This is a genomic window from Pseudomonas serbiensis (assembly GCF_030580745.1).
In the GTDB taxonomy this organism is placed as follows: Bacteria; Pseudomonadota; Gammaproteobacteria; order Pseudomonadales; family Pseudomonadaceae; genus Aquipseudomonas; species Aquipseudomonas serbiensis.
On the sequence record NZ_JAUQOO010000008.1, the window covers coordinates 126,619 to 146,862 of the forward strand.

At 55.6% G+C, this 20,244-nt stretch carries 18 protein-coding genes; 8 read left to right on the top strand and 10 right to left on the bottom strand.

From position 1 onward, the window contains the following. Positions 1 to 36: 36 nt before the first annotated feature. The gene (locus Q6A51_RS12565; RefSeq protein ID WP_304574921.1) at positions 37 to 3,144 is read right to left on the bottom strand and encodes a biosynthetic peptidoglycan transglycosylase; all 3,108 of its coding nucleotides are present in this window, start codon (positions 3,142 to 3,144) and stop codon (positions 37 to 39) included. Between the two features lie 316 nt (positions 3,145 to 3,460). Here Q6A51_RS12565 and Q6A51_RS12570 point away from each other — a divergent pair, with 316 nt between their 5' ends. Further along, positions 3,461 to 4,372, top strand: a complete 912-nt coding sequence (locus Q6A51_RS12570; protein WP_304574960.1) for a hypothetical protein — start codon at positions 3,461 to 3,463, stop codon at positions 4,370 to 4,372. Positions 4,373 to 4,426: 54 nt separating this feature from the next. Here Q6A51_RS12570 and Q6A51_RS12575 read toward each other — a convergent pair whose 3' ends face one another. After that, positions 4,427 to 5,113 carry a hypothetical protein gene (locus tag Q6A51_RS12575; RefSeq protein WP_304574922.1) on the bottom strand — a complete coding sequence of 229 codons (687 nt, stop codon included), beginning with the start codon at positions 5,111 to 5,113 and terminating at the stop codon, positions 4,427 to 4,429. A 277-nt stretch (positions 5,114 to 5,390) separates the two neighbouring features. Between Q6A51_RS12575 and Q6A51_RS12580 the strand changes: the two genes are divergently transcribed. Further along, positions 5,391 to 6,299, top strand: a complete 909-nt coding sequence (locus Q6A51_RS12580; protein WP_304574923.1) for a hypothetical protein — start codon at positions 5,391 to 5,393, stop codon at positions 6,297 to 6,299. Positions 6,300 to 6,349: 50 nt separating this feature from the next. Here the strand turns inward: Q6A51_RS12580 and Q6A51_RS12585 are convergent, their stop codons facing one another. The 7 genes from Q6A51_RS12585 to Q6A51_RS12615 form a co-directional block, all read right to left on the bottom strand. Then, positions 6,350 to 7,063 carry a hypothetical protein gene (locus tag Q6A51_RS12585; protein ID WP_304574924.1) on the bottom strand — a complete coding sequence of 238 codons (714 nt, stop codon included), beginning with the start codon at positions 7,061 to 7,063 and terminating at the stop codon, positions 6,350 to 6,352. Positions 7,064 to 7,319: 256 nt separating this feature from the next. Then, on the bottom strand, positions 7,320 to 8,450 hold the full coding sequence (locus Q6A51_RS12590) for an OpgC domain-containing protein (RefSeq protein ID WP_304574925.1): 1,131 nt from the start codon (positions 8,448 to 8,450) through the stop codon (positions 7,320 to 7,322). A gap of 162 nt (positions 8,451 to 8,612) precedes the next feature. After that, positions 8,613 to 10,226, bottom strand: coding sequence for an FMN-binding glutamate synthase family protein (locus Q6A51_RS12595; protein WP_201000151.1), 1,614 nt, complete (start codon positions 10,224 to 10,226; stop codon positions 8,613 to 8,615). Between the two features lie 180 nt (positions 10,227 to 10,406). Beyond that, positions 10,407 to 11,447, bottom strand: a complete 1,041-nt coding sequence (locus Q6A51_RS12600) for a ferritin-like domain-containing protein (RefSeq protein ID WP_201017383.1) — start codon at positions 11,445 to 11,447, stop codon at positions 10,407 to 10,409. A gap of 5 nt (positions 11,448 to 11,452) precedes the next feature. Continuing rightward, positions 11,453 to 13,363 (bottom strand): hypothetical protein, encoded by a 1,911-nt coding sequence (locus Q6A51_RS12605; RefSeq protein ID WP_201017382.1) that lies wholly within the window; start codon positions 13,361 to 13,363, stop codon positions 11,453 to 11,455. A 71-nt stretch (positions 13,364 to 13,434) separates the two neighbouring features. After that, a complete protein-coding gene (locus Q6A51_RS12610; protein WP_201017381.1) occupies positions 13,435 to 14,181 on the bottom strand; it encodes a VOC family protein in 747 nt (248 codons plus the stop codon). Positions 14,182 to 14,663: 482 nt separating this feature from the next. Beyond that, positions 14,664 to 15,029 carry a hypothetical protein gene (locus Q6A51_RS12615; RefSeq protein ID WP_201017380.1) on the bottom strand — a complete coding sequence of 122 codons (366 nt, stop codon included), beginning with the start codon at positions 15,027 to 15,029 and terminating at the stop codon, positions 14,664 to 14,666. A 280-nt stretch (positions 15,030 to 15,309) separates the two neighbouring features. Between Q6A51_RS12615 and Q6A51_RS12620 the strand changes: the two genes are divergently transcribed. From Q6A51_RS12620 to Q6A51_RS12630, 3 genes are all read left to right on the top strand, one after another. Continuing rightward, positions 15,310 to 15,588 carry a type B 50S ribosomal protein L31 gene (locus tag Q6A51_RS12620; protein ID WP_201000146.1) on the top strand — a complete coding sequence of 93 codons (279 nt, stop codon included), beginning with the start codon at positions 15,310 to 15,312 and terminating at the stop codon, positions 15,586 to 15,588. A 157-nt stretch (positions 15,589 to 15,745) separates the two neighbouring features. Next, the gene (gene ddlA / locus Q6A51_RS12625; RefSeq protein WP_304574926.1) at positions 15,746 to 16,837 is read left to right on the top strand and encodes a D-alanine--D-alanine ligase; all 1,092 of its coding nucleotides are present in this window, start codon (positions 15,746 to 15,748) and stop codon (positions 16,835 to 16,837) included. Continuing rightward, entirely contained in the window at positions 16,834 to 17,241 is a 408-nt protein-coding gene (locus Q6A51_RS12630) for an NUDIX hydrolase (protein ID WP_304574927.1), read from the top strand. The genes ddlA and Q6A51_RS12630 overlap by 4 nt, the downstream gene beginning before the upstream one ends. Before the next feature lie 59 nt (positions 17,242 to 17,300). On the opposite strand, the gene metR is transcribed toward Q6A51_RS12630, so the two are convergent. Continuing rightward, positions 17,301 to 18,218: a transcriptional regulator MetR gene (gene metR / locus Q6A51_RS12635; protein ID WP_201017377.1), complete on the bottom strand. Its 918-nt coding sequence runs from the start codon at positions 18,216 to 18,218 to the stop codon at positions 17,301 to 17,303. Between the two features lie 16 nt (positions 18,219 to 18,234). Here metR and Q6A51_RS12640 point away from each other — a divergent pair, with 16 nt between their 5' ends. The 3 genes from Q6A51_RS12640 (at position 18,235) to Q6A51_RS12650 (ending at position 20,191) form a co-directional block, all read left to right on the top strand. Next, on the top strand, positions 18,235 to 18,378 hold the full coding sequence (locus Q6A51_RS12640) for a hypothetical protein (RefSeq protein ID WP_304574928.1): 144 nt from the start codon (positions 18,235 to 18,237) through the stop codon (positions 18,376 to 18,378). Positions 18,379 to 18,504: 126 nt separating this feature from the next. Beyond that, positions 18,505 to 19,497, top strand: coding sequence for an alpha/beta fold hydrolase (locus Q6A51_RS12645; protein WP_201017375.1), 993 nt, complete (start codon positions 18,505 to 18,507; stop codon positions 19,495 to 19,497). A 46-nt stretch (positions 19,498 to 19,543) separates the two neighbouring features. Further along, a complete protein-coding gene (locus Q6A51_RS12650; RefSeq protein WP_304574929.1) occupies positions 19,544 to 20,191 on the top strand; it encodes a DsbA family oxidoreductase in 648 nt (215 codons plus the stop codon). Positions 20,192 to 20,244 lie beyond the last annotated feature (53 nt).

The window sequence follows — 20,244 nt, forward strand, 5'->3', positions numbered from 1 at the left end:
CTTGAAATCTTCGCAAAGAGATACAGACGAACGGTCTTACAGCCGTGTAGAGGGCGTGCTGCACATGGCCTGTCCACCATTTTCCAGATAGGGCGTGAGGATGGGAGCCATGCCCTTGAGTACCTGCACCGGCAGGGCTGAAGTAAATCTGAAGCCTTCGGCGGCGCGTCCGGGGACAAAGGCGGTCAGGGTGCCGAAGTGGTTTTCACCGATGTAGAACACAAAGGTTGCCGTGCGATTGATGGCCCTCGAACTGATAACCCGTCCACCCGCGCCAATGCTTTCGATGCGGTTGTCGCCTGTACCGGTCTTGCCGCCCATGGCCAGGATGCTGCCATCCTGCAATTTGAAAGTGCCTTGCACACGCTTGGCCGTACCGCCATCCACCACTTGCGACAGCGCTTCACGCATGGCTGCCGCGACCTCCGAAGGCAGAACGCGCTTGCCCAGTTCAGGGTTACTGGCCAGCACGGTTTCATAAGGTGTGCCGGCAGCAAAGTGCAGGCTGTCGATGCGCAGGGCGGGCAGGCGAATACCATCGTTCTGGATGATGCCGATCAACTCGGCCAGCGCCGCAGGCCGGTCGCCCGAGCTGCCTATGGCGGTTGCCAGTGAAGGCACCAGATGATCGAACGGGTAACCCACACGCTGCCAGCGTTGCTCGATATCCAGGAACGCCTCGACTTCCATCATCGTACGGATGCGGCTGTCCCGAGCACTCTTGTGTCGGCTCTTGAACAGCCAGCCATAGACTTCCTGGCGCTCATGACGGCTGGCGGCAACCGCATCCTTGAACTGGGCGTCGGGGTATTTCAACAGGTAACCGAGCAGCCACAGATCCAGAGGATGGACACGCGCGATATAACCCTGATCCGGCAAGTCGTAGGCGCCAGGCCCATAGTTTTTGTAAAGCTCTGTCAGGCGTTTTTCGGTGAGTTTCGGGCCGGTTCCGGTTTCGACCAGATGGGCGCGGACGAAGGCCTTGAACGTATCCTGATCGGCACCCGGCAACAGGTAGCGATGCACTGCCGCCAAACGGACAGCAGTGGGATTGATGCCATCGAGAAAGGTGTCCAGCCGTTCCTGGGTGGATTTGTCCTTGTAACGCTTCCAGAACTTGAGCAGGAAAACCGTGCCTTCTCGGTCGGCAAACTGGCTCAGGTATTCCTGACGGCGCGGGTTGTCATCATCCTTGAGCAGCGCAGCGCTGTTGTTTGGAGCCTGATAAGTGCTGTAGCGCACCAGATCACGCATCAGGCGAATGAAGGGCAGGTTGATCGACTCGCGCAGGGACTCGCGCAGCGTCGGAATCCGCTCATTGTCTTCGCGACGGAAATTGTTGAAGCGATGCAGGCCGCCACCGGTAAAAAAGCTTTCGCCAGGGCTAGCCGAATATTGTCGATCCAGGGCCGCAGAGAGCATTTTTGCCAGGTCCCGGTCCTTGTTCTGTATCAGGTAATCCAGAGCCCAGCGGGTCAGCCGGTCAGGCTCTTCGACCGGGGTCTTTCTCAACTCTGTAACACTCATGTCGGCGTAGCGTGCGTGCAGCTCGGCGATGATTTCCAGATAAGTGGTCAGCACCCGCATCTTGGCAGTGGAGCCCAGCTCCAGCTTGCTGCCTTCGTTGATGTCGAACGGCTGGTCGGTGCTGTCGGTTTGCACTCGTACCCGCGAACCGTCCGGGCCGCGCTCGAACAGGGTGAAGCTATAACGCACCTGAGCGGTGCTTGCCGGGGACAAGAGCCGTTCGCCGAACAGGCCGATTTTCTCGGCGAAGGCCGGGTTCGCCAGATCGCGCAGGTATTGGCTGACGCTGTTTTGCAGCTCGCCCTGCAACGTGCTGGTGGCCGACAGATCAAGCCGGTCCAGATCGTAGAGCGGGCGATTGAGCAGGTTGGACAGCCGGCTGCGGGCAACACTGATGCCCTTGTTGGTTTCAATGGGCTGAATTGTCGGTTGCTGTACCCAGTCCCGGTAAGTGACTGCGCTGGCCAGTGCTGCATTGGCCAGTGGTTGATCGATGACCTGTGCCTGTGCAAGCAAGCGAATATGGCTGTCAGTGAGATCCGCCAGTTCCAGTCGGCCTTTGGTCAGGTAATAGGACGGACGACGCTGGGCAATCACCAGCGATAACACCTCGCGCAGCGCCAGACCTTTTTCGGCCAGGCTTTTTGCGTCTTTCGGGTCTGAGGCGAGTACCTGGTTGGTCCTTGCAAAGTCGGCACCGAACCAGACTCGCAAGCCCTCAGCCATGCCATGAACTTCGCCATGCCCGGGCACCGCGGAAAGTGGCACGCTGTTCAGGTAGTCACGCACCACATGCTGACGCGCCTGCAAGGTCTGCTCGCCGGGCAGATAGGCCCGGACACTGGCAGAAATCATCTGACGTAGTTTCTCTGAACCCGATTGCGTCAATCCGTCCGGAGAGTGGCGATATTTCTCCAGTTGTGTCGCCAGGGTACTGCCGCCCGCTGACTGGCCTGGGATCGCAAATATCTTGGCCACCTGAGACAGTGCCGCCTTGGCGAAGCGCGGCCAGTCCACGGCCGGGTTGGCCAGTGGTTGCTGTTCATCCAGCAGATCTCGGTTCTCGATAAACAAAAGACTGTTCACCACCAAGGGCGGGATGGAGGCAAAGTCGGCGTAGAGTTGCTGCGGATAGCGAAACTCATAAAGCGGTTCACTGCGGCAGTCGGTGATCGACAGGCCCGCCTGGATTTTCTCCTCGTAAGGCACGAAAAAGCCGTGTTGGCTGTAGCGCAACAGCTCGGGTGAAAAGCGTGTCTGCCGGGTAATCAGATAATCGCGTTTGAGCAGGCGCGACAGGAATTCATCCATCGACGAATAGCCCAGGCGTTTATCAAAAGGCCCCTCACCGGGATAAACCACTGCATCGCTCGGGCCGGGTTCGAGCGAATAGCTCAAGCTGGCGGCAAAGCGGCTGAACTCCTTTGCCTGAAGCCTTGAACTGCGGCTTTCGACGGCAATGGCTGCTCCCAATGCAATGCCGCCCATCGTCACCACGACCCAGAACACCCTCCACCCGTAACGCTTGCGGCGGGGTGGAGTGGACATGGGAGGGTCATCCTGACGCTCAGCAGAAATCACACCTTGCCTGGTATCGGAATGCCGTAATACGCCCATGATCGATTGGCCCGGTCACCCTGTTAGTCGCACTTGTCTCAAGCTTAGACGCTGGCCGGAGCTGCGGGAAAAATTGTCTTGTGACGTGGGATATTTCAGGCGGGCAGGGGCGTTGAGGCTACCAGGCGACTTCATTGTGCTGGTATTTATTAACAAGAGATATTGCCTGGAAAAACGTAAGGGGTTTCTGAAATTAAAACATGTAGGACATTTCCTTTTATTTTATTCGGGATTGAACCCGATAGGGCTTGGTGATTATGTCCGGCTTGTCAGTGGCAAGGGTGCCCTGCATAAAATCAATAATAAGGAAGTTATCATGAACAAGAGCAGGAACTGGTTTTACCCGGCGTTCTTATCCGGGGTTTTATGGGCGTTTTCATGTCACTCTTTGGCGCAGACGGAGGGAACTGTCGAACCTCCCGCTTCGACTGCCGGACGGGAGCAACAGGTACAAGACATCGAAGGCGAAGCCTTTACTGTATTGAGCGACCGCATTCATCAGATCGAGCAGACATTACAGAGCGACACTTCGGTGGACCGTTATAGTTTTACAGCCATTCGCGGGCAGGATGTATTACTCGCAACGCCGGGGCTCAGTGTATTGAATCGCGTATGGAAGGTTGAATATCAGGTCGATGGTGGAGAGTGGAAGCTCAAGAAATACAACGGGCCTGAGGCTTTTCGTAGCCTGACACCGGGAGCGCGGATCAATATTCGGGTGATGGCCGCTGACGGCGCCAGATTTGATAAAGCGGGTTACCGCATCGTGTTCGGCTCGTACCCCCATATGCGCTATGACCTTCATGATGAAGAGGGTTTGCTGAAAATACCTTATGGCTTGACCAAACCGCCTTTCTTGGCCACCCAGGCTTTTACGAAAGCATTGCTTGAGGGGACATTTACCGATAGCAAGGCTTATCCGTTGGAGGGTGGTGTGATGGGTTTCAGGTTGGAGCCTCATCACGGGTATAAGGAAATTGAGGAAGAGTTTACGTCTGACGCATCAGGGAAGATCTCAAAATTCATAGAGATTAGCCCTTGTGAGGGCGGAAAGTATGCAGATAATTTTGTACATAAACACAATGGCAGGAATACATGGAGCACTCTCTATAAGGATGGAAAGTACAGTGCGCGGAATTTGCTTTTGGGGAGTCTGGAAGATAAGCCACATGTGTACGCTTTTGGACATATCTGCAAGCGAACGCTGGTTAATTGGTCCAGAAACTAAGAAATAGTGTTTGACGTGTAGGGGGCTGCCTGATTAGGCAGCCCCCTTCGTTAGTCAAGCCTTGATATCGATCAGTGGAGATTCCCGCTTCTCTGCATTTTGTTCAATCTGCCGTATCCACTCTTCGCTCAGGTCATTTTTTCTGACGGCCACGATTTTTCCGTAATCAATGGTGTCTTGAAAATTCATGAGATTAAGATTGTATTTTCCCCCAAATGTTTCTGTGTCGTGATCCACCAGAATCATCATGCTTTTAGCATGGAGTTGAACGCTTTCCTTGAAGTCTTCGATGTTGTTGAGTGTGTCTGTAAGCCACTTTATCTCATCCTCACTCAGGCTGTTTTCATACGAGATAACTTTTATTTGTGCGTCATCGCCAAGGGTATAGCTAAAGCCTTTTTTCGCTAGTTCCGGTTTCAACTCGATGAGTTCTTTTCTGAAATGATCGTAATAACACTGTTGAAGAGAAAGGTATGAGGCGGAACGCATTTCTTCAAAACCCAAAAATATTTCTTTGGTCATGGGAGTCCCGACTTCGTCAGGGTCTCCAGAGCCACTGTAGTAAAATCTGTTCTTCCATGGCTCTTCCTCCCGAGTATAAAACTCTTTCGCTCGTGCCTCCCTGGCACTTAGGGTGGGCTCTGCTTCTGGAACAGTCATTTTTGCGGGTATTGAAGTGCTGGCCTGAACAGAAGGTAGTTGAGGTTTTACTGCATTTGATACAACGCTGCTGATATTCATGTTTTGCTCCTTTATGGGTTGATTCCCTATCAGTAGCGGCCGCTGGAAGTAAAACTTGGCCTGATAACGTTGTGGGAAAGTTCCGAGAGGAGGTTTGTGTGAGACGCTTTTCTCAAATCTATTGCAGAGGAGGTGATTGGTTTTGAGTTTTATATTTTGTAGGAGTTTTCTTTTTTCATATTGTCCAGGGTTGATCTTCATGATCCCTGATGATTATGTCCGGTTTGTCAGCGGCAAGAGAGCCCTGCATAAATAATGGAATATTGAGAGAGCTATCATGCATAAGAATAAAAGGTTTTTTTATCGTTTCCTGGTGTCTGGCGCTTTAGTGATGACATGCCAGTCCTTTGCGCACACTAAAGAGATCGCCGAGTCTCCCGGTTTACCAGCAGGGCAAGAACCGCAAGTGCAGGAAGTTTCAGGACAGGCCTCAACCTTTTTGGGTGACCGCCTTAACCAGGTCAATCAGACATTGCAAAGTGCAACATCGGTGCATCGCTATCGTTTTATATCGTTGCGCGGTCAGGATGTACTGTTGGCGACGCCTGGCTATGATGCATCGAGCGCTATGTGGAAGGTCGAGTATCAGGTCGATAATGGCGAATGGAAACTCAAGACGCCTACGGGGCCGCAAGCCATTCGAGACTTGAAACCAGGCTCGCGGGTCAATGTTCGAGTGAGGGCTGCTGAGGGGGCCAGCTTTGGGAAGGCTGACTACCGCATGGTTGTGGGGTCGTATCCCCATATGCAGTATGAGCTTCATGATGAGGGTGGTTTCCTGAAAATTCCTTATGGATTGACCAGGCCTTCCTTCCTCGCCACTCAGGCTTATACCAAGGTATTGCTTGAGGCCACCTTTACCGATAGCAAGGCTTACCCATTGGCGGGAGGGGTAATGGATTTCAGGCTGGAGCCTCATGAAGGTTATGCAGAGATCAATAAAGTGCTCACCTCTGACAGCCGTGGGCAGATCTCAATGTTTCTTGAGTTTGGACGTTGTGAAGGCGGGGATCTGGCAGGGGATTTTGTTCACAGGAGTACGGGTAACAATATATGGAGCACCCGTTATAAAGTCGGGAAATACAGCGCACATAATGTACTTCTTGAAAGCCTGGACGATAAGCAGCAGGCATACACTTTCGGGCATATCTGCAAGCGTTCGCTGGTTAACAGGTCTGGTAGTTAAACGACAGGAAAGTTTCGCTGCCTGATGGCTCAGGCAGCGAACAGTCTGTTTCAGACCTGGATATCGACCAGAAGCTTTTCGTTGTCCTCTCGCTTGGGTGCAAAGCGTTCAATCTGGTAGATGATGGTGTTCATGAAGTTGCCGATGGTATTGCGGCTGAATATCTGGCCATAATCAATGACCTTGCTGTAGGCCTCCAGATTGAGCCTGTGCTCGTTGCCGAACTTCTCGGTGTAGTGATCCGTCAATGTCATGACGCTTTTGGCATGGGTGAACAGATTCTTTTTGAGCCCACTGCGGTCATTGAGACTTTCCGTCAGGTAGCTGAGTTCGGCCGGTGTCAGCACGCCATCGGGGTCGGTCACTTTTATCTGCTGGTCCAGGCCGAGCGTGAAGCCGAAGTGTTTCTTTGACAGCGCCGTATTCAGAAAGGAGAGTTGCTGCTTGAAGTCGTGAAAATTGTCGAACATGGCATGTATGGACGTGTTGAAGGTCTTTAACTCTTTATCAATATAGTTTTTTCTCATGTCTTCAGTGGTTTTGTCGGACAAATCTTTATAAGGCTCTAAAATCTCACCTTTTGATGTCTTGGGTAGCCAAGGCGATTCTTTCGATCGATAAAACGCTTCATTGGCATCATGCCCCCTCTTGATGGCTGCTGGCGGTGTGCTTGATATTTTGTCAGTAGAAACAGCTCTTGAGGCAGGCTCAATTGCTGGGGGTTGCCAGTTTTGCAAGGCAGGGGAAGGCGAATTGATGTTCATGGCACAGTCTCATGGTTTATACAGTCGACTGTTTAGCGGCGGAGTTTGAGGAAACTTGTCCTGATAAGTGTGTAGGAATAGTCCCAGAGACAAGTGCATTAAGGCGGCTTGTAAGAAGTTTCTCTTTTTTATAGTCGTTAAGTCCGTTTTGCAGGAGGCTTTTGATGAAGCAGAGCATCATTGATCCACGGAACCTCGCAAATAAACGAGCTAGCAAAAGTCCATATTTGCCAGCCCGTTTACATTAAAACCTGCCTCAAGCCGTGACTACCCTCTGCGGGCTCCCCAGCCGCTTGTTCAGTTCCAGCCCATTGGCCATCAATACCATCAAACCCAGTCCGACCAGCGCGGTGGTGACTTGCATCGGCCAGGTATCGCCTGCCAGGGCGTTGGCCATATCCGCCAGTGGTGCAAGCAATACGCCCAGGCAGAAGACTTCAAGGGAGTAGCGCCCCATACGGCAGGTCTGTTGCGCGGGCCAGTTATCGAGCCAGGTGTGGCGGGTCGGCAGCAATTTGGCGACCACATAGACCAGAGCCAGGAAGTGTACGAGGCGGGCAGGTTCCAGGTCGGTCTTGCTGATGGGGTACAGGGCTTCCAGGCCCATGGTCGAGACCAGAGCCCCATGCAGTTCGGGCCACTTTTCGCTGAAGGTCAGTGCGCCGGCGATCAAGACATAGACGGTCGCCAGCAGAAACAACGGCTGCTGGTACAACGGACGATGCTCCGCGATGACCGGTTGCGTCGTCCGCAACGCACAGGCACCGCCCAGTACGAACAGCAGTTGCCAGGCCACCGGGTTGAAATACCAGAGCCCGCCGCCTTCGTAGGCGCGCAGGTTCCAGCCAAACAGCGGCACCATCATGTACAGCGCGATGGACAGGCCGACCGCCACTTCAACCTTGCGCAGCATCAAGGGCAGGATCAGCGGCAGAGCCAGTAGCAGCAGGATGTAGAGCGGTAACGGGTCGGTCAGGTTGGGCTTGAAGCGCAGCAACAGTTCGTCGGCCAGGGCTTGCTGTGGATTGCCGACAAAGTATTCGAGGCCCATCTGCTGGACCATATCGCGGGTTTCAACGTGGTTGTTGGCCACGAAGACAATGCCCATCAACAGGGTCAGCAGGAAAATGTGTACCACATACAAGACCCAGGTACGACGCAGGATGCGCACGCAGGCCACCATCATGCCGTCGCGCTGGGCAATGCGTCCGTAGGCCAGAATTGCAGCGTAGCCAGCCAGAAAGACAAATATCTCTGCTGCATCGCTGAAGCCGAAATTGCGCACGGTCAGTTGTGCCAATGGGTTGTCCGGCACGTGATCCCAGAAAATGAAGATCAGCGCCAAACCTCGAAAGAAGTCGATTCGATAATCGCGTCCGTTAGTCATAACGGTGGGCTCTTGAAAGTTTGTCGATTGAATAAGGATCAACCGCAGTGGGTTGAGGTTCCGCACCGCCAGTCAGTAGTCGGTCGGCGGCGCGGCAGGGTGGCGTTAATCGACGAGAAATGCAAAAGCCGGGCTATTACAGAATGTCTCCATACGGTCGGCTCAGGTGAGTTCAGCGGGCTCAAAGCTGTCCGAGCGTGCCATTTGCCACATGCGTGAATAGAAGCTGTCATCCTGTATCCCGTTCAGCAACTGGCCGGGTTGCAAGAACACATGGGTCTGCGAGAACAGTTTGATTTCCGTTGCCGACATACGGCGCACCAGATGCCTGGCTTCCAGTTGTGAAGGCTGATCAAGCCCGGCCGCCGCAAGCATTTCGGCCAGAGCCTTGAGGGTGTTGCGGTGGAAGTTGAAGACTCGTTGAGCCTTGTCCGGCACCACCAGTGCGCGTTGCCGCAAGGTGTCCTGGGTCGCTACGCCGGTCGGGCATTTGTTGGTGTGACAACTTTGTGACTGGATACAACCGATGGCGAACATGAAGCCGCGTGCCGAGTTGGCCCAGTCGGCGCCGATGGCCAGTACGCTGGCGATGTCGAAGGCGCTGACAATCTTGCCGCTGGCACCCAGTTTGATCTTGTCCCGCAGGTTCAGGCCCACCAGAGTGTTGTGTACGAACAGCAGGCCTTCACGCATCGGTGAGCCGATATGGTCGGTGAACTCGACCGGCGCGGCCCCGGTGCCACCCTCGGCACCGTCGATGACGATGAAGTCGGGGTAGATGCCGGTTTCAAGCATGGCCTTGGCGATCCCCATGAACTCCCACGGATGACCCAGGCAGAACTTGAAGCCCACCGGCTTGCCGCCAGACAGCTCGCGCAGTTGAGCGATGAACTGCATCAATTCATAAGGTGTCGAGAAAGCACTGTGCCGAGAGGGTGAGATGCAGTCCTCGCCCATCGGGATGCCGCGGGTATCGGCGATTTCCTGAGTGACCTTGTGTTTGGGCAGGATTCCGCCATGGCCCGGCTTGGCGCCCTGGCTCATCTTGATTTCAATCATGCGCACTTGCGGGTCACGAGCTTGTGCGGCGAAGCGCTCTGGATCGAAGCGACCATCTGCACCGCGACAGCCGAAGTAACCGCTGCCCAGCTCCCAGGTCAGGTCACCGCCATGTTCCCGGTGATACGGGCTGATGCTGCCTTCGCCGGTGTCATGGGCGAAATTGCCCAGCTTGGCCCCCTGATTCAATGCCCGGATGGCATTGGCGCTGAGCGAGCCAAAACTCATCGCCGAGATATTGAAGATCGAGGCCGAGTACGGCTGGGTGCATTGTGGGCCACCGATCAGCACGCGAAACGAGTTTGGATCGCTCAATGGCGCCGGGCGCATGGAGTGGCCGATGAACTCGAAGCCGGTTTCATAGACATCGATCAGCGTGCCGAACGGCCTGTCGGCTGTTTCGTTCTTGGCCCGTGAATACACCAGCGAGCGCTGGGCGCGGGAAAAGGGCAGGGCGTCGCTGTCGGATTCCAGCAGGTATTGGCGAATCTCCGGTCGGATGGCTTCCACGGCATACCGGATATTGCCCAGGATCGGGTAGTTGCGGCGTACCGAATGCGGAGATTGCAGCAAATCGATGATACCGACCACGCTCAATACCGCAGTCAGCAGGGTGAATGGCCAAAGCCACTCGTGATGCCAGAACGGCAGGCTGAACAGGGTGAACAGCACGCAGCCAACGAAGACTGCATAACGACTGAGTAGCGATAGGCTCATATGACATCCTTGGGCTAATGACGACACGCCCTGTCTTTTTGCCGCATCGGGCCGCAGGGCTGCATAAACATCGATTGCTGGCTAACGAGCCGTTGCATGAGAAATGTAGCAGGCGAGTGATAAATGAATAAGGGCGAAGACCGCAATGTTGCCGTTCTTCGCCCTTGATCGAGGAGGTTGTCAGTTGGCAGGGTTGGTCGGCTGGTACTGAAAGGTCGGGCCTGTGAAGGTTTTCGGGTCCGGTATGCCGGACATCATTGCCTTGGCCTGGCCCTTGAGCGACATCATCAGGCCTAGTGCCGTATTCATCTGGTTCTGGCTCGAATCGCCGTTGAACAAGGCATGCAACGACTGGAGCAGGCTGGTGTAGGTGTAGTTGAAATTGTCGTTGGCAAAGGATTGCACCGTGCCCGGTGTATAAGGGCCTGGATCGGTGGCGACGGGATAGACACCTGTGGTGTCCAGGGTTATCGGAGCCCCTGCATAGGCATACTTGTCCTCCGGCGTCGGGCCTCCATCGGGGGTTGGAATCAGTAGCTTCCCTTTCTGGATCTGCATGAAGCGATAGTAATGCGCATAGCCTTTGCCCACGACTTCGAGCGGTGAAAGCGAAGTGCCTTCGCCCTGATCGATGATGCTCTGGAGGGCTTGCCTGGCCGTGGCGACATTGCTGACCACAACCGACTCCCACATCAGGTCAGGTCCGACCTGATTGGGTGACGGATTGAGAAAGACACCGTCGCCGAGCTGTTCTATGGCTTCGATGATGGCGGTATAGAACTGCCCGATGGTGAGGTCTTTTTGTGCGGCAAGCAGTTTGAAGTCGAGGGCATGTTCAGGCTCTTCGATCTGCAGGAAGGTCTGCAGTTGTGTCATCGAGAAGGGAGCCAGATGCACGGTCAGGTCCGATTGCACGCCACCAGGCAGTGGGCCCGGGTAGTTGGGGATAAAACCTGGTGAGTCGATGACTGGTGAGCCGCCGAGGGCGTTCATCACATTGCTCGCCAGTGTCATGTGCAGCATTTCCTCTATGACCACCGAGGAAATGATGGCGGCGATTTCCGGATTCTTGCTGGCATCGATCGAATAGAGCGCATAGAGATAAAGCGGAATCGTCGAGTGCTCCAGCTCGACTGCCTGTTGAAGCGCGTCAAGCACCGCTTGCACTGTTACGGTCGGGCCTTGGAGGCCCGCGATGGTCGAAAGTTGAAGACGGATCATGGGCATTACCCCCTTTGGGATTGGTTGATCAGACGGCGAGCAACCGCTGCCGCTTTGCCACCTCGGGCGGCGTTTGCCAAGGCGGCCTCTTCCTGGGGCGTGTAAGAAGTCGCTTCACTGGTCTGGAGCGCTGCTTTTGGCGCCGTCCTGGTGCCTGGTAGGGGATTCTTGAGCCAGGCAAGAATGGCCTGGCGTTTGGCGGGAGACAGGTCCCGGGTCACCGGCATCGAGTTGGCGTCGTGAATATCCAGGCTGAACGCGAGGGTCAGCAATCCTGCGGTTTTCACCACAGAGTCGAAATCCGCCATGTTCAGGAAGCGCAGCATTACCGGGTAGAGATTGGCGTATTGCTGGAAGATCGGCTGGATATCATCCCAGGTGGGTGATGCAGGAATGCTGTAACCGCTCCAGAGTAGAAAACTGATGAAGTCCCACTGGTTGACGGGGCCGGCATTCATGCCCACTTCAGTGAATACCGGGCGGATGCCATAGACCTGGCCATCGATTGAGGAACTGCTGTTTTTGAAACTGCGAGGTATTCCCGGATCGTTTGTGCTGAGTGACAAGACGGCTTTTCCGCTGGCGTCGGTTACTGCTGTTGCGGCGAAGTTCAGGGCGTTTTCTGGCGTCGCCACCGGCGGGGAAGCCATGACATAAGGGGGGGAGTCGGGTGTTGGTTGCAACTGCGAGGAGTCAAGAATGAATGACACCGAAATCCCTGGCAACGGCTGTCCATACTGCGTTGCGTAGACAGGAATATCGACTTTTTCGTCCGGGCTCAGGCGATAGACAAACTTGTCGGCACGTATGAACGCCGCATTGGTCCATTCATTGATGATGATGCCTTGGCTGCCCGACAGGAGTAGCACATTGGTCTGGGCAACCTGAAGCTGTTGCGCTGACAGCGGCAGTACTACGATGCCTGCCGTCTTTGCATACCAGTCGGGATTGCTGGAGTAGCCATCACCTCCCTGAGAGGCAATGGTTCCGAGAGGAATGATAGAGCACCTCGGACCTGTGGGGGTAAGGCTCGGCTCATAAGCTCCGAGCTGCAGATCTCCGAGATCGTTCAGGCCTGCGCCCGGAGCCGTTGTGGAGATGGCATTACCCAGATCGAGGTAAATGCAACTTGCTTCTGTATCGATGGCTGCTGCAAAGAAGTTGATACCGCCAATGGGAGTGAAGAAGTTTCCCTGAGGTGAAACCGCTGCCATGAAGTGGCGGCCAAGCACCAGATGTCGAGGCTCCTCTGCCAGGTAAGGCCCTATGGTGCCTACGATTCGACCGCACATGAAGTTCGGCGATGTATTGTCCATGTTCAGGCCGTCAACATTGAACTTGATTGACAACTGTCCTGTAGCTTGGGCGGCTTGTTTCAACTGGCTCAGAAATGCAGAGTGAGAAACATCGCCCCATTGCAGATTGTGCAATACCGATTGATACATCGCGCCTGCACCGATGTCTCCTGAACCCGAACCGGTTGCGCGATCCCATATGTCGATGAAGGCAGCAGGCAGGAATTGCCCGCTAAAAAGTGTGTCGCCATTGAGGTCCGCTATCCGCACCTCCAGGCCCCATATTTCCGATACCAGTTGTTGTTCGGGGTCGAGGTCGACCATCTTGGCCGGCACCCTGCCATTGGAATCGGCAATGATGTAACGCAGTACGGGATCTGACGGAGTCACGGCACCCGCCGGGGTCCAGGCTGAGTTGATGGTGCAGCCCAGCAAACGGAATGCCGCGTCACCTTGTGGATTGAACCACCCGTTAGGTGGCTTCATGTGCGGGCCTTCAAGTTTTTGATAGCTGGATTTGAACGCATCATTGTCATAGTGGCCGGCGTCATTATTGACCGTCGACACATTGGCCTGGAATTTCCCGGAAAAGTGAAGCCTGAGGGAGTTCAGATAACTCACGTCGAATACCTCCGTGTTGCGTCCATGTTGTGAAAGGTTGTGTCCGTGCTGCGTCCTGCTAAAAAGCGTGTTCAGGTGTTGAAGGGTTCGATAAGGCCGACCGGATTGCCTTCCGGGTCCTTGAACATCGCGAAGCGGTAGCCATCGATTGCTGTAGGCGGCATCAGCGCCGATCCGCCTGCCGCCAATGCTGTTTCAAGCACCGGTTCCAGGGTGTCCACCAGCAGATAGAAGTTGTGTCCGGGCTCGAAGCCGGGAATGGAAGGATCGGCCTGGCCGATGCCACCCAGTAGCGGCGGAGTACCGGCCGGGAAGTGGATATAGGAGAAGCCGCCAGTCCCGGTCTGATACTGCCAGCCGAACACTTGCTGATAGAACGCCCTGGCCGTTGCGGAGTCCTTCGCGATGATTTCAAACATCACGGCCGGATGCCGGTTGCCGAGCTCTTCTGTCTCTTGAAGGTTGCGCCCGGAAAAACCGGCCAGTGTGTCGAGAAATTGCACTGTGGTGTATGGCTTGCCGTTAGCCGACACGAAGCAGTGGCCGTATTGCGCCACAAAGTTTGTGAAGAGCGGCCCGTTCACATGGGCGAGAAACGCATCGGGGCTTGCATAGGTCTCGAAGAACAACACCAGCAATGGATCAGGTGGCGGCAGCGATTGAAGCCGGCCATCGGCACCGAAAGGTGTGTTTACCAGATAGGTGAGCGTACCGGGTTCGTTGTTTTGTACATCGCGGGCAAGTTGTATCAGTGCCTGGCGTGCTTCTATTTCCTGGCCTGGCTGAATGAACCACTGCGACGTCAGGCTGATGGGCATGTTTCCTCCTTGAATATAGATAGGTAGAGCGCAGGCACAGCAATGCAGAGAGCATCACTCTCTTTATCTGTTGCGGGTAATTGAACAGTGTGTTGAAGGTTGACTTGCCCTGTAACAGTGCATGTCCGGCTCGCTGTACGGCACCTGTGCAGTGTGAGCGATCATTAATTGTCAAAAACACTCGTCAGGATAAAGGCAAAATGCCAACCAACTGTGCTGCCTATGAAAATGAGCCCGTGTCCACGGAGCGTGAAGGCAGTTTCAACATAGATGACTTCATGTTTAATTCCATGGGGATAATGAAAAATATATTTATCGGAAAAGGCTTTCCAATATAGAAATCATTATTTGCAACTTATGGAATGTTTCTCATTTTCAACGGGGCATGTCATTCAGTCTTTCACGTTTCATGACGCACTTCGTTGTGGGTCTGCTTTTCTCTGTTCAACGGCATGATAAACATCAAGTTGTGGATTGAAACTTCAACTCTCCAATATCCACGGTTTGATATGCCGAAGCCGTTCGGCCATGGCATAGATATCGTCACGTCCCTCCAGGCTGGTCCAGCGCAGATGCTGGATCAAGGCCTGCTCTTTCGGATTGAGTGCGACGAAGCCCAGTTCATCGGCCTTGCGCATGAACGTATCGCGTGGCTCGGTCGGGGTACTGGCGGCAATCACTTCCTGCAAGGCGTTTTGCAGCATCGAGACATAACCCACCAGCATCGAAGGGTTGCAGAGCACATCGGTCTTGTTGACATAACCATCGAGCAGACGCAGTGAGTCACGGGCTTCTATCAGTCGCTCGTAAGCGGATTGAGGAAGGTCATAGTGGGTGATATCAGGCATGAGAAATCCTACCGACTTGTTATTTCATCCGCAGTCCAGGGCCAATCGCTGGACGGACCCATACGGCTGTGAGTAGTAGGCGCTGGCGTGTTGTCCTGGCTACCAGTAAGCCGGGAGCCCCGTCCCGGGCCGCTGATTTGGCAGAGGCGGGGCGAACCATAGCTTCAAGCGCCAGCCCGATCAAGTTCAGGGCGGGAGCAGCAAACAGCATTGATTATCATTAATGTGAAGTATTATGTTATGGTATAACAATACTCAAGCAACTCATCCGGAGGCCCCCATGAAACCTGATATCCATCCTGCTTACCGCACAGTGCTGTTCCACGACACGGCTGCCGACGTGTATTTCCTGATCGGCTCCACAGTCGATACCGATCGCACGCAACAGCATACGGACGGCAATACCTACCCTTACGTGGCGCTCGACGTGTCCAGTGCTTCGCACCCGATGTACACCGGCCAGCAACGCAAGACCACCACCGAAGGCCGTATCGCGGGCTTCAACAAGCGCTTCGCAACCTTCGGTTCCGGCAGCAAGGCAGGCACTCCCGCTGCTTGATCCGGCACCCGACTCCCCGATTCAAGGCGATCTGTGCAGGATTGCTCCGGACCGGGGATTTTTTTTGCCTGCTTTTCGGACATGCGACCACTGAGCCTCTGGACTAATGCCGGGCATTGCTTTTATCTTCGCGGCCTGAAAAACAGGAGTACCCGCGTTGAAAAAATCAGTCGCCATCGTTTTCGGTGGGCAATCCAGCGAGCATGAGGTTTCGTTGCAGTCAGCACGCAACGTGATCAATGCGATCGATCGCGAAAGCTATGAGCTGACCTTGATCGGTATCGACAAGCTGGGCCGTTGGCTGCGGTTCGATGAAAGCGATTACCTGCTCAATGCGAGCGACCCAGCAAAGATCAGGCTGAGCACTTCAGGCAAGCTGTTGGCCCTGTTGCCAGGCAGCACAGGCGGACAGTTCGTCGAAGTCGGGTCGGGCGAGCCGCTCAAGCGTATCGATGTCGTGTTCCCGCTGATTCACGGTGCCTACGGCGAAGATGGCTCCCTGCAAGGCCTGTTGCGCCTGCTGGCGATTCCGTTTGTAGGGCCGGATGTGTTGGGCTCTGCGGCCTGCATGGATAAAGACGTGACCAAGCGCCTGCTGCGCGATGCCGACATCAGCGTGGCACCGTTCGTGGTGCTGATGCGTGGCCAGACAGCTCAGTTCAGCGACGTGGCCGGGCAACTGGGGCTGCCGATGTTCGTCAAACCGGCGAGCCAGGGCTCTTCGGTGGGCGTCAGCAAGGTGACCGACGAAGCCGGGTTCAAAGCGGCCCTGGCGCTGGCCTTCGAGTTCGACCACAAGGTTCTGATCGAACAGGGCATTGTCGGCCGGGAAGTGGAATGTGCGGTGCTGGGCAACCGTGAGCCGCAGGTCAGTGTATGTGGCGAAGTCATCGCCAATGACGAGTTCTACGCCTACGACACCAAGTACCTCAACGGTGATCAGGCGCGTATCGCCATCCCCGCCGAACTTGCGCCAGAACTCAGCGAACAGGTGCGCGAAGTTGCATTGCAGGCCTATCGGGTTCTGGGCTGTGCCGGGCTGGCGCGTGTCGACTTCTTCGTCACCGAAGCGCGGGAGATCATCATCAACGAGATCAACACGATCCCCGGTTTCACCTCCATCAGCATGTACCCCAAGCTCTGGCAGGCCACTGGCTTGTCCTACGCCGGTCTGATTGATCGCTTGATCGTACTGGCACTGGAGCGCGATGATGAGGCTCGCTTGCTGAAGACGGACATCTTTGCATGAAGATCATCAATATTGCCGCAGCCTTGTTGATTGCCCCGGATGGCCAGACCTTGTTGGTACGCAAGCGCGGTACCGAGGCGTTCATGCAGCCGGGCGGCAAGATTGAAGCGCACGAGCCAGCGGTAAATGCGCTGGTTCGGGAGCTGGAAGAAGAACTGGGCCTGGTGATTGACCCGCAACAGGCCATTTTCCTCGGTGAATTCAGCGCTCCGGCGGCCAACGAGCCGGGCTTTGAAGTGCATTGCCAGCTGTTCGGGGTACGCACCGATGCCCAGGTCGTACCGGCGGCCGAGATCGAGGAAATCATCTGGGTCGGGCCAGAGCAACACCCGGAACTGGTGCTGGCTCCTCTGACCCGCGACTTGATCCTGCCGCTGTATCGCGAGATGCGCGAAGAAACCTGATCACGGAGCGAATTCATTCGCGAAGGGCTTCTTCGCGAATGAGTTCGCTCCTGCTGGGTTCAACGCACCGCACTCACCCCGTCCAGTGTCGAAAACGACGTGTCCTTCGCCGTCAGCAGGAAATCACGCATGTAAGGCGCGTCGAGCATATCGGCGCGAATACCTGCATAAAGCGTCGCGAACAATCCCTTTTCACCCAGGCGCTTGGCCTTTACGTAGCCACGCGAGCTGTACTCGTGCAGTGCCCAATGAGGCATGCCGCACACGCCGCGTCCGCTGGCCACCAGTTGCATCATCATGACCGTCAGTTCGGAAGTGCGGACCTGCGCCGGTTCAATGTCGGCCGGCTCCAGGAAGCGCGTGAAAATATCCAGCCGATCCCGCTCCACCGGATAAGTGATCAGCGTTTCAGTGACCAGATCCTCCGGCACGATGTAGGGCTTGTTCGCCAGTGCATGCTGGTTGGCCACGGCGAGCATTGCTTCATAAGTGAACAGCGGCACATAGGTGATGCCGGGAATGTCCAGCGGGTCTGAAGTGACCACCAGATCCAGATCACCGCGAGCCAGTGCCGGCAACGGAGCGAACGAAAAACCCGAAGACAGATCAAGTTCGACCTCCGGCCAGGAGTCACGGAACTGGTCGATGGTCGGCATCAGCCACTGAAAGCAGCTATGGCATTCGATAGCCATGTGCAGACGCCCGGCTGTACCGCCTGCCAGTCGCGCAATGTCGCGTTCGGCGCTGCGCAATTGGGGCAGCAATGAATCGGCCAGTTGCAACAGGCGCAGCCCGGCGCTGGTAAAGCGCACCGGTTTGGTCTTGCGCACGAACAACTGCATACCCATGCGCTCCTCCAGTTCCTTGAACTGGTGGGAGAGGGCGGACTGGGTCAGGTGCAAGCGCTCGGCAGCTTCCACAAGGCTGTCGGCCTCGCGTAAGGCGTGCAGGGTTTTGAGGTGACGTATTTCAAGCACCTTGAGCGCTCCATGAATGAAATTTGTGATCAAAGAGAAAACAATGAGTTTGTCTCATGTTTGTCTGGCTGTCGACAATAGCGCCATCTTTTATGGCGAACGCAGCATGGCTTTGGCACGCAGCCTTGGATTTGCGCGCATCCCCGACGATCGCCGGTAAGGGATTTTCAGCGGCCATTTTGCCGTTGATCCCGATTCATCAAACTGTCACGCAACTGTGGCAGCGCGCTTTGAAAAACATCATCAGACTTATTGCCTACTGGGGATCTGTTTTTTGGTGTTTTTCATGCGGGTTTTACTCTTTCTGGCCGCGCTCTTGTGCGGCTTGCCGTCTTTTGCGGCCTCTCGATGCGATGTCAGTGCTCCTGTACAGATTGCCGAACTCAAGGAAGTTCGTATTGCCTATCAAAGTATCGGCAATGAATCCGACCCTGCCTTGCTGCTGGTCATGGGCCTTGGCGGGCAACTGATTCACTGGCCTGACGAAGTGGTGGTTGCCCTTTGTCAGCAAGGCTATCGGGTGATTCGCTACGACAACCGCGATGTCGGCCTGTCGACCTGGGTTCAGCCTCCTGCGGATGCCAACCTCACTTATGAAGTGCTGCGCTACAAGCTCGGCTTGCCGGTGTCTGCGGTCTATTCCCTGACCGATATGGCCGATGATGCGCTGGGCTTGATGGATGCACTGCACGTTGAGCAGTTTCATGTGCTGGGGGCGAGCATGGGCGGCATGATTGCTCAGCATCTTGCCGACCTTGCTCCGCAACGAATCGAAAGCCTGACCCTGATCATGACCAGTTCCGGCGCTCAGGGCCTGCCGATGCCCAATGCTGCCTTGATGCAATTGCTGGCCCGTCGTGGCGCGCCCAATCGCGAGATTGCCATCGAGCAGCAGGCGGATCTGCTGGCCGCCCTGGGCAGCCCGCAGATCAAGGACGACCGGGAAATGCTTCTGCAACAGGCCGCAGCCTCTTATGACCGGGCCTTCAACCCCGAAGGCGTAAAACGTCAGATTACCGCGATTCTGGCCGAGCCCAGCCGTGTCGAACTGCTCAACCGCTTGCGTCTTCCGGTGCTGGTGGTCCATGGAACGGCCGATCCACTGTTGCCGGTCATGCATGGCGTGCATGTCGCTGCGCATATCCAGGGCAGTCAGTTACGCCTGATTCCCGGCCTGGCGCATCGCTTTCAGGAAGCGTTCAAGGCGCCGTTGCTGGCGGCAGTGTTGCCTTATCTCAAGGCGCAGCATGAAGACGGACGGCATGTGGCGCAGTTGTAAGCCAGACGTGTATCGTGACTGTTTTCTGCCAAGTGCGAGCGTCACGATGACCACTCCCCTGAAAATCGATTTCGTTTCCGACGTTTCCTGCCCGTGGTGCGCCATTGGCTTGCGTGCCCTGGAGCAGGCCCTTGAGGCGCTGGGTGATGAAGTGCAGGCGCAGCTTCATTTCCAGCCCTTCGAGCTGAACCCGAACATGGTTGCCGAAGGCCAGGACATCAAGGAACACCTGGCCGAGAAATACGGCTCCACGCCTGAGCAGATGAACGACATCCACGAGAACATCCGGGCGCGTGGCGCAGAGCTGGGGTTTGTCTTTACCCAGGGCGAGCGGCGCATCTACAACACGTTCGATGCCCATCGCCTGCTGCACTGGGCTGAACTGGAAGGCAAGCAACCGGCGTTGAAGCAAGCCCTGTTTACCGCCTATTTCACCGATCTCGCAGACCCGTCCAGCCACCAGACTCTGGCCAACGTGGCGCAAAAAGCAGGGCTGGACCGCCTGCGCGCCGAAGCCATTCTGGCCAGCAACGAATATGCAGCCGAAGTTCGCGAGGCCGAACAACTCTGGACCTCTCGCGGTGTCAGCTCGGTGCCGACCATCGTGTTCAACGACGAATACGCTGTATCCGGTGGCCAGCCGGTGGATGTGTTTGTTGGCGCGATCCGGCAGATCATCAGCAAGAGCGTGTAGAACTGCGCTGGTGGCATCGTTTGTAGGACCGGCTTCAGCCGGGAAGAGGCCTG

Coding starts and splice junctions, on each gene's coding strand:
- Q6A51_RS12565 (WP_304574921.1), bottom strand. CDS start 3,144: ATGGGCGTATTACGGCATTCCGATACCAGGCAAGGTGTGATTTCTGCT.
- Q6A51_RS12570 (WP_304574960.1), top strand. CDS start 3,461: ATGAACAAGAGCAGGAACTGGTTTTACCCGGCGTTCTTATCCGGGGTT.
- Q6A51_RS12575 (WP_304574922.1), bottom strand. CDS start 5,113: ATGAATATCAGCAGCGTTGTATCAAATGCAGTAAAACCTCAACTACCT.
- Q6A51_RS12580 (WP_304574923.1), top strand. CDS start 5,391: ATGCATAAGAATAAAAGGTTTTTTTATCGTTTCCTGGTGTCTGGCGCT.
- Q6A51_RS12585 (WP_304574924.1), bottom strand. CDS start 7,063: ATGAACATCAATTCGCCTTCCCCTGCCTTGCAAAACTGGCAACCCCCA.
- Q6A51_RS12590 (WP_304574925.1), bottom strand. CDS start 8,450: ATGACTAACGGACGCGATTATCGAATCGACTTCTTTCGAGGTTTGGCG.
- Q6A51_RS12595 (WP_201000151.1), bottom strand. CDS start 10,226: ATGAGCCTATCGCTACTCAGTCGTTATGCAGTCTTCGTTGGCTGCGTG.
- Q6A51_RS12600 (WP_201017383.1), bottom strand. CDS start 11,447: ATGATCCGTCTTCAACTTTCGACCATCGCGGGCCTCCAAGGCCCGACC.
- Q6A51_RS12610 (WP_201017381.1), bottom strand. CDS start 14,181: ATGCCCATCAGCCTGACGTCGCAGTGGTTCATTCAGCCAGGCCAGGAA.
- Q6A51_RS12615 (WP_201017380.1), bottom strand. CDS start 15,029: ATGCCTGATATCACCCACTATGACCTTCCTCAATCCGCTTACGAGCGA.
- Q6A51_RS12620 (WP_201000146.1), top strand. CDS start 15,310: ATGAAACCTGATATCCATCCTGCTTACCGCACAGTGCTGTTCCACGAC.
- Q6A51_RS12630 (WP_304574927.1), top strand. CDS start 16,834: ATGAAGATCATCAATATTGCCGCAGCCTTGTTGATTGCCCCGGATGGC.
- Q6A51_RS12640 (WP_304574928.1), top strand. CDS start 18,235: ATGAAATTTGTGATCAAAGAGAAAACAATGAGTTTGTCTCATGTTTGT.
- Q6A51_RS12645 (WP_201017375.1), top strand. CDS start 18,505: ATGCGGGTTTTACTCTTTCTGGCCGCGCTCTTGTGCGGCTTGCCGTCT.
- Q6A51_RS12650 (WP_304574929.1), top strand. CDS start 19,544: ATGACCACTCCCCTGAAAATCGATTTCGTTTCCGACGTTTCCTGCCCG.